This is a genomic window from Kitasatospora sp. NPDC127111 (assembly GCF_042677465.1).
In the GTDB taxonomy this organism is placed as follows: Bacteria; Actinomycetota; Actinomycetes; order Streptomycetales; family Streptomycetaceae; genus Kitasatospora.
The window spans coordinates 1-13,900 of sequence record NZ_JBHXTG010000005.1 but is presented as its reverse complement, the minus strand read 5'-3'; the positions used below and the strand labels follow the sequence as shown (position 1 = coordinate 13,900).

The 13,900-nt window shown below is 73.2% G+C and carries 12 protein-coding genes; 6 read left to right on the top strand and 6 right to left on the bottom strand.

The window, feature by feature from the left end; all coding sequences use genetic code 11:
- Positions 1-268: 268 nt before the first annotated feature.
- Together ACFVHB_RS05015 and ACFVHB_RS05010 are read left to right on the top strand one after the other, a co-directional pair.
- Positions 269-1,444, top strand: a complete 1,176-nt coding sequence (locus ACFVHB_RS05015) for an anion permease (RefSeq protein ID WP_380315238.1) — start codon at positions 269-271, stop codon at positions 1,442-1,444.
- Positions 1,445-1,470: 26 nt separating this feature from the next.
- Positions 1,471-1,728 carry a hypothetical protein gene (locus tag ACFVHB_RS05010; protein ID WP_380315235.1) on the top strand — a complete coding sequence of 86 codons (258 nt, stop codon included), beginning with the start codon at positions 1,471-1,473 and terminating at the stop codon, positions 1,726-1,728.
- A 103-nt stretch (positions 1,729-1,831) separates the two neighbouring features.
- On the opposite strand, the gene ACFVHB_RS05005 is transcribed toward ACFVHB_RS05010, so the two are convergent.
- Positions 1,832-3,382 (bottom strand): MDR family MFS transporter, encoded by a 1,551-nt coding sequence (locus ACFVHB_RS05005; protein WP_380315232.1) that lies wholly within the window; start codon positions 3,380-3,382, stop codon positions 1,832-1,834.
- A 162-nt stretch (positions 3,383-3,544) separates the two neighbouring features.
- Positions 3,545-4,003 carry a MarR family winged helix-turn-helix transcriptional regulator gene (locus tag ACFVHB_RS05000; RefSeq protein WP_380315229.1) on the bottom strand — a complete coding sequence of 153 codons (459 nt, stop codon included), beginning with the start codon at positions 4,001-4,003 and terminating at the stop codon, positions 3,545-3,547.
- Between the two features lie 118 nt (positions 4,004-4,121).
- On the opposite strand from ACFVHB_RS05000, the gene ACFVHB_RS04995 reads away from it, so the two are divergent.
- A complete protein-coding gene (locus ACFVHB_RS04995) occupies positions 4,122-5,168 on the top strand; it encodes an ABC transporter permease (RefSeq protein ID WP_380315226.1) in 1,047 nt (348 codons plus the stop codon).
- A gap of 78 nt (positions 5,169-5,246) precedes the next feature.
- Here the strand turns inward: ACFVHB_RS04995 and ACFVHB_RS04990 are convergent, their stop codons facing one another.
- The 4 genes from ACFVHB_RS04990 to ACFVHB_RS04975 all read right to left on the bottom strand — a co-directional run bounded on the left by ACFVHB_RS04990 (position 5,247) and on the right by ACFVHB_RS04975 (position 10,712).
- Positions 5,247-6,467, bottom strand: coding sequence for an ROK family protein (locus ACFVHB_RS04990; protein WP_380315223.1), 1,221 nt, complete (start codon positions 6,465-6,467; stop codon positions 5,247-5,249).
- A gap of 160 nt (positions 6,468-6,627) precedes the next feature.
- Complete coding sequence (locus ACFVHB_RS04985) at positions 6,628-7,149, bottom strand: GtrA family protein (RefSeq protein WP_380315220.1); 522 nt, start codon at positions 7,147-7,149, stop codon at positions 6,628-6,630.
- Between the two features lie 211 nt (positions 7,150-7,360).
- Positions 7,361-9,754: an endopeptidase La gene (lon, locus tag ACFVHB_RS04980; protein ID WP_380315217.1), complete on the bottom strand. Its 2,394-nt coding sequence runs from the start codon at positions 9,752-9,754 to the stop codon at positions 7,361-7,363.
- A 133-nt stretch (positions 9,755-9,887) separates the two neighbouring features.
- Positions 9,888-10,712 (bottom strand): rhomboid-like protein, encoded by an 825-nt coding sequence (locus tag ACFVHB_RS04975; RefSeq protein ID WP_380315214.1) that lies wholly within the window; start codon positions 10,710-10,712, stop codon positions 9,888-9,890.
- Positions 10,713-11,273: 561 nt separating this feature from the next.
- Between ACFVHB_RS04975 and ACFVHB_RS04970 the strand changes: the two genes are divergently transcribed.
- The 3 genes from ACFVHB_RS04970 to ACFVHB_RS04960 form a co-directional block, all read left to right on the top strand.
- Complete coding sequence (locus ACFVHB_RS04970; RefSeq protein ID WP_380315211.1) at positions 11,274-12,011, top strand: response regulator transcription factor; 738 nt, start codon at positions 11,274-11,276, stop codon at positions 12,009-12,011.
- Positions 12,012-12,122: 111 nt separating this feature from the next.
- Positions 12,123-13,253 carry an ATP-binding protein gene (locus tag ACFVHB_RS04965; RefSeq protein ID WP_380315208.1) on the top strand — a complete coding sequence of 377 codons (1,131 nt, stop codon included), beginning with the start codon at positions 12,123-12,125 and terminating at the stop codon, positions 13,251-13,253.
- A gap of 327 nt (positions 13,254-13,580) precedes the next feature.
- Positions 13,581-13,900: hypothetical protein (locus ACFVHB_RS04960; protein WP_380315205.1), on the top strand; the 320-nt coding region annotated here is incomplete at its 3' end.

Genomic DNA, 13,900 nt, shown 5'->3' with positions numbered 1-13,900 from the left:
CTCGCCGGAAACAGACCGCCCCCGTCCGGGCCGGTGAATTCTCGTCCGCGGCTGTGAGACAGGTCTCACCAAACCCGAACGAAACCGGACGTTCCATGCCAATGCCCAGGTCAGTGCGTCGGAGGACACCTTGTGGAAAGGTAGCGTCAACCGGTCAGACACCATCGGAACCACGAATCCCGGCTCAGTTCACCTTCCGTTCACCGAGCGTGCCTACCGTCGCGATCGACACCAACGTCAGTGCGACAACTACGACGATTGTTTGGGTATGGAACACATCTCGTTCCTGGTGGCCGTTGTGATCATCACGGCGCTCGCCTTCGACTTCACCAACGGGTTCCACGACACCGCCAACGCGATGGCCACCTCCATCGCGACGGGAGCCCTCCGGCCGAAGGTCGCGGTCACCATCGCGGCCGTCCTCAACTTCGCGGGCGCGTTCCTGTCCGTGAAGGTCGCCACCACCATCTCCGGCGGCATCGTCAACGAGAAGTCCGGCATCCACCCGGAGATCATCTTCGCCGCACTGGTCGGCGCGATCCTGTGGAACCTGCTCACCTGGCTGAGAGGCCTGCCGTCCAGCTCCTCGCACGCGCTCTACGGCGGCCTGATCGGCGCCACCGTGGTCGGCGTCGGCGTCAACGGCGTCAACTTCGACACCGTGGTCACCAAGATCCTGATCCCGGCGATCGCCTCCCCGCTGGTGGCCGGCCTCGCCTCGTGGGGCGCCACCAAGCTGGCGTACGCCATCACCCGCAAGAGCAACGGCGAGACCGTCACCAAGGGCTTCAAGGCCGGCCAGATGTTCTCGTCCTCGCTGATCTCGCTGGCCCACGGCACCAACGACGCCCAGAAGACGATGGGCATCATCACCCTGACCCTGGTCTCGGTCGGCGCCCTGCCGAAGGGCGCGCTGCCCCCCACCTGGGTGATCGTCTCCGCCGGTGCCGCCATCGCACTCGGCACCTACATGGGCGGCTGGCGGATCATCCGCTCGATGGGCAAGGGCCTGGCGGACATCAAGGCGCCGCAGGGCTTCGCGTCCGAGTCGGCGGCCGCGACCGTCATCCTCACCTCCTCGCACATGGGCTTCGGCCTCTCCACCACCCAGGTCTGCTCCGGCGGCATCATGGGCGCCGGCCTCGGCGGCCCGAAGGGCGAGCTGCGCTGGAGCCTGGTGCGCCGCATGGTCTACACCTGGGGCCTGACCCTGCCCGCCGCGGCCCTGGTGTCCGGCGCCGCGGCCTTCCTGGCCCAGCAGGGCAGCTGGGGCGTGGCGCTGGTCGGCGCCGCCCTGGTGGCCGGCTCGGGTGCGATGTGGATCATCTCCCGCCGCCAGCCGGTCGGCGCGGACAACGTCAACGACGTCGCCGAGGTCACCCCGGTCGAGGTCGCCCCGGTGTCCGCCACCCCCACCCCCGCCTCGACCACGGTCGCGGCCTGACCGCCGCCGGCTGAGGAGCACACACCATGCACATCAAGTGGAACGCCCTGGCGCAGACCGCCGGCTTCAGCTTCGGCATCACCGTCGCCGTGGTCACCGTCTTCGCGCTCGGCATCCTGGCGCTCTCCCACCGCGAGGCCGCGCTGACCGCGCAGCGCTCGGCAGCCGGCACCGACGCCCCGGCGGCGGGCGGCGGCCGGCTGGCCCTGGCCGGCGCGTACGTCTGCTTCGCGGTCTGCGGCGCGGCCGTCCTCTACGGCCTGTCGCTGATCGCCGGTCACTGAGTCCCGATCACACGGCGGAGGGCCGGGGAGCTTCCAAGCTCCCTGGCCCTCCGCCGTTCCCGGCCGCCGTCGGGTCCGGCCGTCGTCGGTCCGGACGGCCGGGTCAGTCCTGCTGGGTGGTGCGCAGCGCGGTCTCGCGGATGAAGAGCACCGTGACGCAGGCCAGCAGCGCGAACGGCGCCGCGACCAGGAAGACCACGCCCACACCGTGCCCGAAGGCGTCGGTGACCAGCGGCACGACCGCCGCGGGCAGCTTCCGCAGGTCCGGGATGCCGCCGGACGCCGCGGCACCGGCGGCCGGGACGTGCGCGGCGGCGAGGTTCTCCGCCAGGTAGTGGCCGACCTTGTTGCTCATCAGGGCGCCGAGCGCGGAGACGCCCATCGCGCCGCCCATGGTGCGGAAGAAGGTGACGACCGAGCTGGCCGCGCCGAGCTCGTGCCGGGGCACGGTGTTCTGCACCGCGAGGACGAGGTTCTGCATGGTCAGGCCGAGGCCGACGCCCGTGACCGCCATGTAGCCGGCGAGCAGCCCGTACGGGGTGTCCACCCGGGCGGTACCGAGCAGGCCGAAGCCGACCGCCAGCAGCAGGGTGCCGGAGACCAGGTACGCCTTCCACCTGCCGTACTTGGTGATCAGCTTGCCGGCCACGGTGGAGGAGAGCGCCAGGCCGAGGATCATCGGCAGGGTCATCAGGCCGGCGACGGTCGGGGACTTCTCCTTGGCCAGCTGGAAGTACTGGCTGAGGAAGGTGGTCGCGCCGTACATCCCGATCCCGACCAGGACGCTGGCGAGCGCGGCCAGGGTGACGGTGCGGTGGCGGAAGAGGTCCGGCGGGATGATCGGCTCGACGGCGCGCTTCTCGACCAGCACGGCGAGGGCGCCCAGCAGCAGGCCTCCGCCGACCATGACCGCGGTCTGCCAGGAGAGCCAGGCGTAGTCCTTGCCGGCCAGGGTGATCCAGATCATCAGCAGGCTGACGGCGCCGGTGATGACCAGCGCGCCCAGGTGGTCGATCTTCACCCGGCGCTTGACCACCGGCAGATCGAGGGTGCGCTGCAGCACCAGGATCGCGGCCAGCGCGAACGGGATGCCGACGTAGAAGCACCAGCGCCAGCCCAGCCAGGAGGTGTCGACGATGACGCCGCCGATCAGCGGTCCGCCGATGGTGGCCAGCGCGAAGACGGCGCCGAAGTACCCGCTGTACCGGCCGCGCTCGCGCGGCGGGACCATCGCCGCCAGGCAGATCTGGGCGAGCGCGGTGACCCCGCCGGCGCCGATGCCCTGCAGGGCGCGGCAGGCGATCAGCTGGCCGGTGTTCTGCGACAGGCCGGCCAGCGCCGAGGAGGCGATGTAGATGACCAGGGCGATCTGCAGCAGCAGCTTCTTGCTGGCGAGGTCGGAGAGCTTGCCCCAGATCGGGGTGGAGGCGGTGAGGGTGAGCAGGGTGGCGGTGATCACCCAGGTGTAGGCGGACTGGCCGCCGTGCAGGTCGGTGAGGATGCGCGGCAGGGCGTTGGAGACCACGGTCGACGAGAGGACGGCGACGAAGAGGCCGAGCAGCAGGCCGGACAGCGCCTCCATCACCTGCCGATGCGTCATGGGTCGGTCGTCGACGGTGGCGGCTCCGGTCGCGGCTGGGGTGGTGACGGTCATCTGGGTCCTTCGACGAGGGCGGCCGGGCGGCGGGACGGGACGGGACGGGAAATCGTTGCCTTGAGCAACCATAGGAGCGATGGTTGCTTAGGGCAACTTTCTTCAAGGCCAAGTAAAGGCCCGGGGACCGCCGGAGATCCCCGGGCCTGCGCCGCCGGCCGCTCAGCTCGCCGCCGACTCGCCGATCACGTCGTTGAAGCGGCGCAGCAGCTCGGCGAACCGGACGACGTCCTCCTCGGCCCAGCTGCCCAGCAGCTCGCGCACCCGTTCCATCCGCGCGTCCCGCGCGCCCAGGTAGCGCCGCCGGCCGTCCTCGGTCAGCGAGACCAGCGCGGAGCGGCGGTCCAGCGGATCCACCTCCCGGGCCACCAGGCCCAGCTCCTCCAGCGCCCGGATCTGCCGGCTCACCGTGGCCTTCCCCACCCCGAAGTGCGTGCCGACATCGGTCACCCGGACCCTCCCGGCCTGCTCGATGTAGCCGAGCATGCCGTAGGCCGCACCCTCCAGCCGCGGGTGGACCCGCCGGGAGAGCTCCGCCACCCGGGCGCGCCCCCGCCGGAACATCAGCGCGACCTCCCGCTCCACCGCCAGCAGGGGTCCCTCGTCATTCGCCGCACTCACCGCGCCAGTATCCCGCAGCCCGCCCGGCCCGACCGCGGCCCGGGATGCCCGACCGCGAAACTATTTCATGGTATGAAGTATTTGCTTTCCCCGACGGACTCCGGACAAGGAGATGTGCATGGCCGCCCCCGGGCAGGTACCGAGCAAGGGCCTCGTCGCCGAACTGAAGGGAGCGGTCACCCCGCGCACGGCGCTCATGGTGATCGCCGTGCTGCTGCTCCAGTTCGGCTTCATCACCTCCTACGTCGGCGCGCTCCACCACCCGACGCCGCACGAGCTGTCGATCGCGGTGGTCGCCCCGCCGCAGGTCTCCCCCAAGCTGGTCGGCGCCCTGGAGTCGGTGCCGGACGACGCCGTGAAGGCCGTCACCGCGCCGGACGCGGAGACCGCGGCCCGGCAGATCAAGGACCAGAAGATCTACGCCGCGCTGGTCTTCAACCCGGCCGGCACCGAGGACACCCTGCTGGTCGGCGGTGCCCGCGGCCCGTCCGCGGCCCGGGCCGCCGACACCATCGTCACCGCGCTGGAGAAGACCCAGGGCCGGACGGTGAAGACCCAGGACGTGGTGCCGCTGGCCAAGGGCGACCCGAACGGCCTCACCTCCTTCTACCTGGTGATCGGCTGGTGCGTCGGCGGCTACCTGGTCGCCTCGATCCTCGGCATCAGCGCCGGCGCCAAGCCCGCCAACGCCCACCGGGCGGTGCTCCGGCTCGGCACGCTGGCGCTGTACTCGATCGCGGCCGGCATCGGCGGCGCGGTGATCGTCGGCCCGGTGCTGGACGCGCTGCCCGGCTCGTTCTGGGGCCTGGCCGGCGTGGGCGCGCTGGTGGTCTTCGCGGTCGGCGCGTTCACCATGGCGCTGCAGTGCCTGTTCGACATCATCGGCATCGGCATCGCGGTGCTGGTCTTCGTGGTGCTCGGCAACCCGAGCGCGGGCGGGGTCTTCCCGCCGCCGATGATGCCGCCGTTCTGGCGGGCGATCGGCGCCTGGATCCCGAACGGCGCCGGCACGGACGCGACCCGCTCGATCGCCTACTTCGGTGGCACCAACCTCACCATGCCGCTGATGGTGCTGCTGGCCTGGGCGCTGGTCGGCGTCGGGATCACCTTCGCCGCCGTCATCGGCCGGCCGAGCCACCGCAAGCGGGAGCTGGTCGAAGCGTAGGCCGCCGAAGACCCCGCTGCCCCGGGGCCCGACCGCACCGGGGCAGCGGGGACACCGGCCCCCGGTCGTCCGGGCGGCTCAGGGCGTGGCCGCCAGCCGGCCCGGGTCGGCGACGATCGCCCGGACCACGCCGACCGCGGCCCCGAGCAGCGGGCCGCGGCGGCCCAGCCGGGAGACCGTCAGCCGCTCCTCCGACCAGGGGCGGACGGTCACCCGGGCGGCCAGTTCGGCCCGCATGGCCGGCAGCAGCCAGGGCGCCAGCTGGGCGTAGCCGCCACCCAGCACCACCTCGGCCGGGTCGAGCAGGTTGACCGCCCCGGCCGAGGCGATGCCCAGCGCCGAGCCGGCCCCGGCCAGCGCCGCGCGGACCTCCTCGTCGCCGGCCTCGGCCCGCTCGGCCAGCAGCGCCACCCAGTCGCCGCGGATCCCCTCCAGGCCGGCCGCCCGCAGCACCGCGGTCTCCCCCGCGTACTGCTCCAGGCAGCCGTTCGCCCCGCAGGCGCAGCGGGGGCCGTCCGGGCGGACCGGCACGTGGCCCAGCTCGCCCGCGTAGCCGCGGGCGCCGCGCAGCAGCCGGCCGCCGACCACGATCGCGCCGCCGACCCCGGCCTCGGCGGAGACGTGCAGGAAGTGGTCCGGCCCGCCGCCCAGCCAGAGTTCGGCGAGCCCGCCCAGGTTGGCCTCGTTGTCGGCTTCGAGCGGCAGCTCGGCCAGCTCCTCGGCGCCCGTGACGCGCAGCGCCAGGCGCAGCTCGGCGGCGACCGGCACGTCCTGCCAGCCCAGGTTGGCGGCCCGCTGGAGCACTCCGCCGCCGTCGCCGACCAGCCCGGGCACGGCCAGCGTCAGTCCGGCCGGGCGCAGGCCCGCCTCCGTGGTCGCCCGGCGCAGCAGCTCGGCCAGGTCGGCCATCACCGCGGCGGGGTGCCGGTCCCGGTTGCGGATCTCCTGCCGGCGCCAGGCGCGGACCTCGCCGCGCAGGTCGACCACGCAGGCGCCCAGGTGTTCCACCCCGATCTCGGCGCCGAGCCCGCCCGGCCCCTCCGGGTTGAGGCCCAGCGCGGTGCCGGGCCGGCCGACCTTGCCGCTGGGCGCGGCCGGGCCCTCCTCGACCAGCAGTCCGGCGGCGATCAGCTCCTCCGCGAGGGAGGAGACGGCGGCCCGGGTCAGCCCGGTGTCGGCGGCCACCTCAGCCCGGGAGCGCGGGGCGCGCGCGATCACCCCGAGCACCAGTGCCAGGTTGGCCCGGCGCATGCCCTGCTGGCTGGCCGGCCCGGCCCGGAGGCCGTCCGTCTCGCGCATCGCCCTCACCCCGTCCGGCTGCCGTTCACCCGCCTCAGGGGCGTCGTCGTTTGCAGCGTAACCGCGTTCGGCCGACGGCTCCCGGCGGGCCGGGAGCGGGAAGTCGGCCGGTCCGACCTCCCGTTCCGGGCCCTGCCGCGGGCCTGGCGGCGGGCCCGGCTCAGGAGATCCGCTGGGGCTGTTCCACCCGGGCGGCGGCCGGTTCGGCGGGACGGGTGAAGACCCAGCGCCGCATCGCCCAGTAGCGGAACAGCATCGCCACGAAGGTGCCCAGGACCATCCCGCTGAGGAAGTCGGCCACCTCCTGGGTGAAGGCCGTCACCCGGGGCTCACGCAGCTCCAGCAGATAGCGCGAGGCGATCAGCGGGAGGTCGTTGACGCCGATCGCCACCACGCTGACCAGTAGGAAGAGCAGCAGCGCGCGTCGGTCGCCGACCGCTCGGAAGGACCACTGCCGGTTGAGCACGTACGAGACCGCGGTGGCCACCACGGTCGCGATGGTGAGCGCCACCACCGGCTTGTGCTGCAGCACCGTGAACTTCAGCGAGAGGTTGAGCACCGTGGTCAGGGCGAAGCAGGCGCCGCCGACCAGCAGGAACTTCACCAGCCTGCGGTGCCTGACCAGGAACGGGCGCAGCCCGGCCGGCACTCTGGCCAGGGCGCGCTGCGTGGGGGACGGCACCTTCGCAGTCTGACCACGCCACCCGCCGTCCGCTACTCCGCGGTGGTCCGCGGCACGCCGGCGGCCGGTCGTTCGGGGCGGGGATCGTCCGGGCGGCCGGTCGTGCCGGGTGGACGGGGCCAGGCCGCCCTACTGACACTTTGTCGCACAAGCCGGGAAGGGGCGCGCGGAGCCGGGAGCGGCTCCGCACACCCCTTCGGGTGACCCGCGGTCAGGCGGCGACCAGCACCTCGGCCGGCTCCAGCGCCAGCTTCAGCACCTCCCGGACGTCCGAGACCGGGTGGACGGTGAGCCGCTCCAGCACCTCGGCGGGGACGTCGTCCAGGTCGGCCTCGTTCCGCTTGGGGATGATCACCGTGGTGACCCCGGCCCGGTCGGCGGCGAGCAGCTTCTGCTTCACCCCGCCGATCGGCAGCACCCGCCCGGTCAGCGACACCTCACCGGTCATCGCCACGTCGGTCCGCACCTTGCGGCCGGAGAGCAGCGAGGCCAGCGCCGTCGTCATGGTGATGCCGGCGCTCGGCCCGTCCTTGGGGACGGCCCCGGCGGGGACGTGCAGGTGCACGCCGCGGTCCCGCAGCGAGGTGACCGGCAGCTCCAGCTCGGCGCCGCGCGAGCGGAGGAAGGAGAGCGCGATGTGGGCGGACTCCTTCATCACGTCGCCCAGCTGCCCGGTGAGGGTGAGCCCGGTGCCGCCCGTCTCCGCGTCGGCGAGCGAGGCCTCGATGTAGAGGACGTCGCCGCCGGCGCCGGTCACCGCCAGGCCGGTCGCCACCCCGGGGACGGCGGTGCGCCGCTCGGCCGGCTCCTGGGCCGCCTCGGGGACGTGGTGCGGCCGGCCGATCAGGGCCCGGAGGTCTCCGGCGCCGATCGCGGCGGGCAGCTCGCGCTCGCCGAGTTCGGCCTGCGCGGCGACCTTGCGCAGCACCCGGGCGATCGAGCGTTCGAGGTTCCGGACGCCGGCCTCGCGGGTGTACTCGCCGGCCAGCCTGCGCAGCGCCTCCTCGTCGACCACGGCCTCGCCGTCCTTCAGGCCCGCCTTCTCCAGCTGGCGCGGGAGCAGGTGGTCGCGGGCGATGACGACCTTCTCGTCCTCGGTGTAGCCGTCGAGCCGGACCAGCTCCATCCGGTCGAGCAGCGGCTCGGGGATGGCCTCCAGCACGTTGGCGGTGGCGAGGAAGACCACGTCGGAGAGGTCCAGCTCGACCTCCAGGTAGTGGTCGCGGAAGGTGTGGTTCTGCGCCGGGTCGAGCACCTCCAGCAGCGCGGCCGCCGGGTCGCCCCGGTAGTCGGAGCCGACCTTGTCGATCTCGTCCAGCAGGACGACCGGGTTCATCGACCCGGCCTCCTTGATCGCCCGCACCAGCCGGCCGGGCAGCGCGCCGACGTAGGTGCGCCGGTGGCCGCGGATCTCCGCCTCGTCCCGCACGCCGCCGAGCGCCACCCGGACGAACGTGCGGCCCATGGCGCGGGCCACCGACTCGCCGAGCGAGGTCTTGCCGACGCCGGGCGGGCCGACCAGCGCCAGCACCGCGCCGCCCCGGCGGCCGCCGACCAGACCGAGCCCCTGGTCGGCCCGGCGCTTGCGCACCGCGAGGTACTCGACGATGCGGTCCTTCACGTCGGCCAGGCCGGCGTGGTCGGCGTCCAGCACCGCGCGGGCGCCGGCGATGTCGTACGCGTCCTCGGTCCGCTCGTTCCAGGGCAGCTCCAGGACGGTGTCCAGCCAGGTGCGGATCCAGGAGCCCTCGGGCGACTGGTCGGAGGCGCGCTCCAGCTTGTCGACCTCCTTGAGCGCGGCCTCGCGGACCTTGTCCGGGAGGTCGGCCGCCTCGACCCGGGCGCGGTAGTCGCCCTCCTCGTCGGCCGGGTCGCCGTTCAGCTCGGCCAGCTCCTTGCGGACGGCCTCCAGCTGGCGGCGGAGCAGGAACTCCTTCTGCTGCTTGGCCACGCCCTCCTCGACGTCCTTGCGGATGGTGTCGTTGACCTCCTCCTCGGCGAGGTGGTCGCGCAGCAGGCCGAGGGCGTACTCCAGCCGGGCCACCTGGTCGGCCTCCAGCAGCACCTTGAGCTTCTGCTCCGCGGTGGCGAAGGGCGCGTAGCCGATGTTGTCCGCGAGCTCGCCGACGCCCTCGATCTGGGCCACCCGGTCGACGATCTGCCAGGCGCCGCGCTTGCGCAGCCACTGGGTGGAGAGCGTCTTGTACTCCTTGACCAGCTCGGCGGCGCGCCCGGCCACCGGGGTGCCGACGGAGGACTCGCGGAACGGCGTCGTCTCCACCCAGAGCGCGGCGCCGGGCCCGGTGGTGCCGGTGCCGATCCGGACCCGGCGCACGGCGCGGACGAGCGCCGCGGGATCCCCGTCGGCCAGCCGGCCGACCTGCTCGACGGTGGCGAGGGTGCCCACCGCCGCGTACGAGCCGTCCACCCGCGGGACCAGCAGGACCTGGGGCTTGCCGGTGCCGGCGGCCGCGGCACGCGCGGCCTCGACCGCGGCACGCACCTCGGTGTCCTTCAGGTCCAGCGGGACGACCATGCCCGGGAGCACGACCTCGTCGTCGAGGGGCAGCACGGGCAGGGTGAGCGGTGTGGACGTCGATGCCATGATCTCTCCCCAGTCAGCGAACTTGAGCTGACCTGACTAAGGTTTCGCGGGCCCCGGATGTTCCCCCGGATCCGTTCGCCGTGAGCGAACGGGGAAGCCCGCGGGAGGGCCTGTCAAAAACGCCCCGGGAGGGTCACATCCGGTCGAGCACGGCCGCGCCGCCGGAGGCGGGGGCCGGCGCCGGGGACGGTGGCGGCGAGGCCGGCTCGCGACGCCGCGACCGGCGGTCCGGCCCGCCCCGCAGCCAGCGCCAGAGCACCACCCCGGCCAGCAGGGCCACCGGGTGGCCGATGCCGGTGACCAGGTCCTGGTCGCTGGTGTACTGCTCGGCCAGCAGCGCCCCCGCCGCGCCGAGCGCCAGCAGCCGCCCGCGCCGGGAGAGCAGACCTGCCAGCGCGCCGAGGCTGGCCAGCACGCCGTAGCTGACGCCGATGTCCAGGTAGTCCATCGCCTCGGACTCCAGTCGCCCGGTCTCCACGCAGAGGATGACCACCGACTGGGAGAGGACCGTGGCACTGATGTGCCCGATCGCGAAGACCGCCGCCGCCCGGCCCGGCCCGATCCGGCGCTCCAGCGGGGCGACGGTGAAGGCGAAGGCCCACAGGTACGGCATCCAGATCGTGCCGGCCACCCAGAAGCCGCTGAGCAGCAGCGCCCGCAGCGGGTGGTGCAACAGGTTGTGCCCGTCCGAGCTGGACGCCGCCTGCAGGCGCAGCACCAGTTCCGGGTCGGCCAGCTTGGAGAACGTGGTGGTGGCGCCGACCACCGCGAGGTAGCCGAGCGCGAAGGGGTTGCGCCGGGGCGTCGGCACCCGGGCCAGCAGCCAGTCGACCAGCCCGGCCCGCAGCCCGTACCGCAGCAGCCCGTACGGCGGCCCGGCACCGGGCGCCGGACGCGGACCGGGTCCGGCACCGGGTCGCGACCCGTCCCGCCCGGCACCCATCCGCAGCCCCGCCATGCCGCCTCCGCTCCAGACCCGCAGCAACCGGCTCCGTCCGGTGCCCAAGGTACCGGCGCGCGCCGGAATTCCCACCCCCGTGATTCTTGTCGTGACCACGGTACGTCCGGCTCCTGGGAGTCAGCTGGGAAAACCCCGTGAAGATCGGTGAAGGCCACGGACACCGGAAGTCCCGACTTTGGTCCGTACCTACCCTCCGCTTACGCACGAGTAGCCCCTCTGACCGGCGGCTCGGCACCAACTAGGGTGCATACGTACCGTTACGGAGTGAAAAATCGCCGGGTAAGGTATCGGCCCGTGCCCACTCGTGAGTGGGTCGGAGGGCGGCTGGACAGCCGGCCCACGGGCCGGAAATGTCCGGTCCACCTGCCGGGAAGCACCCGCGGTCCGTACGCTGCGAAGTGTGCGTGAACGGTGGGCAGTCCACACCTGCCCTCCGACTCGTGCACGCGCTACGGGACGGCGGACCCGGCACAGTCCACGACGGAACAAGACTACGAGCGGAGCCCCTGCCATCCCCACAGGTGGCCGGCCCGCAGCCCTGGGGGCGGTGGCGTGACCGTGACAGAAATTCAGCAGGACAACCAGAACAGCAGCAGCGCGGTGAGCAGCCAGCGCAGAGTGCTGGTGGTGGAGGACGAGCCCACGATCGCCGAGTCGATCGCCGCCCGCCTGGGCGCGGAGGGGTTCAAGGTCGCCGTGGCCCACGACGGCCCGGGCGCCGTCGACGGCTTCCACACCTGGCAGCCCGACCTGGTCGTGCTCGACATCATGCTGCCCGGCTTCGACGGCCTCGAAGTGTGCCGCCGGATCCAGGCACAGCGCCCGGTGCCGGTGCTGATGCTGACCGCGCGCGACGACGAGACGGACCTGCTGGTCGGCCTCGGCGTCGGCGCCGACGACTACATGACCAAGCCCTTCTCCATGCGCGAGCTGGCGGCCCGGGTCAACGTGCTGCTGCGCCGCGTCGAGCGCGCCCAGCAGGCCGCCCGCACGCCCGCGCTCGGCTCGCTGCGCTTCGGCGAACTGGAGATCGACCACGTGCAGCGCCGGGTCCGGCTGGCCTCGGGCGACGTCCACCTGACGCCCACCGAGTTCGACCTGCTGGCCTGCCTGGCCGCCCAGCCGCGCGCGGTCCTCACCCGCGAGCAGCTGCTGGCCGAGGTCTGGGACTGGACGGACGCGTCCGGCACCCGGACCGTCGACAGCCACGTCAAGGCACTGCGGCGGAAGATCGGCGCCAGCTGGATCCGCACCGTGCACGGCGTCGGCTACGCGCTGGAGGCCCCGCTCTCCTAGCGGCGCCTCGGGCGACGGGCCTCCGGGGGGCCCGTGTCCCGAACCGCCGTGCCCACCTCGCGCGGACCACCACGCGAGGGACCACAGCACGCGGGGGATCTCAGGGGACCAATGACCTTTCCACAGCAACGCAACGGGGACGCCGACGGCACCCGGCGGCCCACGCTGGCCGCCCGCGCCGCCCGTCGGGTCTGGGCCGACATCCGGCCGCTCGACCCGGTCCGCTCGATCAAGGGCAAACTCGCCCTCCTGGTGATCGTCTCGGTCTTCCTGGCCACCGGCATGGTCGTGGTGGCGATCCGGTCCGAGACGCAGATCCGGATCATCATGGTGTTCTCCATGATCGCCTCGCTGCTCTTCATGCAGTTCCTCGCGCACGGGCTGACCGCCCCGCTGCGCGACATGACCGCCGCCGCCCGCGCGATGGCCTCCGGCGACTACAGCCGCCGGGTCGAGGTGAACTCGCGCGACGAGATCGGCGAGCTGGCGGCCACCTTCAACCAGATGGCGGCCGACCTGGAGGCCGCCGACCGGCACCGCCGCGAACTGGTCGCCAACGTCTCGCACGAGCTGCGCACGCCCATCGCCGCGCTGCGCGCCGTGCTGGAGAACGTGGTCGACGGCGTGGTCCAGCCGAACCCGGCGACCCTGGGGGCGGCGCTGGAACAGACCGAGCGGCTGGGCCGGCTGGTCACCCACCTGCTCGACCTCTCCAAGATCGACGACGGCGTGGTCGACCTGGACGCCCGCCCCTTCGAGGTCCGCGAGTTCCTGGACGGCGTGCTGCGCGGGGTCACCGTGGACGGCGCGACGGCCGGCGGGGCGTTCTCCCGGCGCGGGGACGTCCGGCTGGCGCTGGAGGTCAGCCCGGCCGGCCTGACCGGCGTGGCGGACCCGGAACGGCTCCACCAGGTGGTCGCCAACCTGGTCGACAACGCCTGCAAGCACTCCCCGCCCGGCGGCACCGTGACGGTCCGCGCCCGGCCCGGGGAGGGGCCCGGCACGCTGCTGCTGGAGGTCGAGGACGAGGGGCCGGGCATCCCGCCGGCCGACCGCAACCGGGTCTTCGAGCGGTTCAGCCGCAGCGGCACCGCCACCGCCCAGGGGCCCGGCGCCGACGGCGGCACCGGCCTGGGGCTGGCGATCGCCCGCTGGGCGGTGGACCTGCACGGCGGGCGGATCGAGGTGGCCGAGGCCGCCCGCGGCTGCCGGATCGAGGTCCGGCTGCCCGGCCCGCGCTGAGCGCACCGCCCGGTGCCGGCGACGACGGCACCGGGCGCGGCCGCACTCGAACGCGGTCCGCCCGTATGTCACAGAAGCGACACAGACGTATACGGATCCCGGCAAGGGTTTTTGTCCGGTTTCGCCCCGATATGGGGGCCGATCAGGCGCGATCGGTTCCCATCCCAAGCGACTTTCTAACGCACATTTTCAGCCAAACTGCAGGTCAGGACTGTGATCTGGGCGACGCCTGAGCCCTGGGGACTGCGCGATCACTGGTCAGGGGCGTAGCCTTAATCCCCGCTGTCCAAACATCCCAAAAGGAAGCGGAAGAGGGCGGTTGCCGCCGTGTCGCAGTCCCAAGAACCCCCGAACAGCTCGGCTAGCTCCACTGGCTTCGGCCCCAATGAGTGGCTCGTCGACGAGATCTACCAGCAGTACCTCCAGGACCCGAACTCGGTCGACCGAGCCTGGTGGGACTTTTTCGCCGACTACAAGCCCGGTACCGAGGTGACTTCAGTGACCCAGGCCGCGACCCAGGTCGGCCCCACGCCGACCCCCGTTGCCGCCCCCGCGCCCGCCGCTGCCGCTCCGGCCGCAGCCCCCGCCGCACCGGCCGCGCCCGCGCCGGCCCCCGCGGCTCCGGCTGCCCCGGCCGCCCCGGCCCC

Excerpts from the sequence above, each read along its gene's own strand:
- ACFVHB_RS04975 (WP_380315214.1), bottom strand. The coding sequence starts at position 10,712 with ATGGCGGGGCTGCGGATGGGTGCCGGGCGGGACGGGTCGCGACCCGGT.
- ACFVHB_RS05005 (WP_380315232.1), bottom strand. The coding sequence starts at position 3,382 with ATGACCGTCACCACCCCAGCCGCGACCGGAGCCGCCACCGTCGACGAC.
- ACFVHB_RS04990 (WP_380315223.1), bottom strand. The coding sequence starts at position 6,467 with ATGCGCGAGACGGACGGCCTCCGGGCCGGGCCGGCCAGCCAGCAGGGC.
- ACFVHB_RS04965 (WP_380315208.1), top strand. The coding sequence starts at position 12,123 with ATGACCTTTCCACAGCAACGCAACGGGGACGCCGACGGCACCCGGCGG.
- ACFVHB_RS05015 (WP_380315238.1), top strand. The coding sequence starts at position 269 with ATGGAACACATCTCGTTCCTGGTGGCCGTTGTGATCATCACGGCGCTC.
- lon (WP_380315217.1), bottom strand. The coding sequence starts at position 9,754 with ATGGCATCGACGTCCACACCGCTCACCCTGCCCGTGCTGCCCCTCGAC.
- ACFVHB_RS05010 (WP_380315235.1), top strand. The coding sequence starts at position 1,471 with ATGCACATCAAGTGGAACGCCCTGGCGCAGACCGCCGGCTTCAGCTTC.
- ACFVHB_RS04995 (WP_380315226.1), top strand. The coding sequence starts at position 4,122 with ATGGCCGCCCCCGGGCAGGTACCGAGCAAGGGCCTCGTCGCCGAACTG.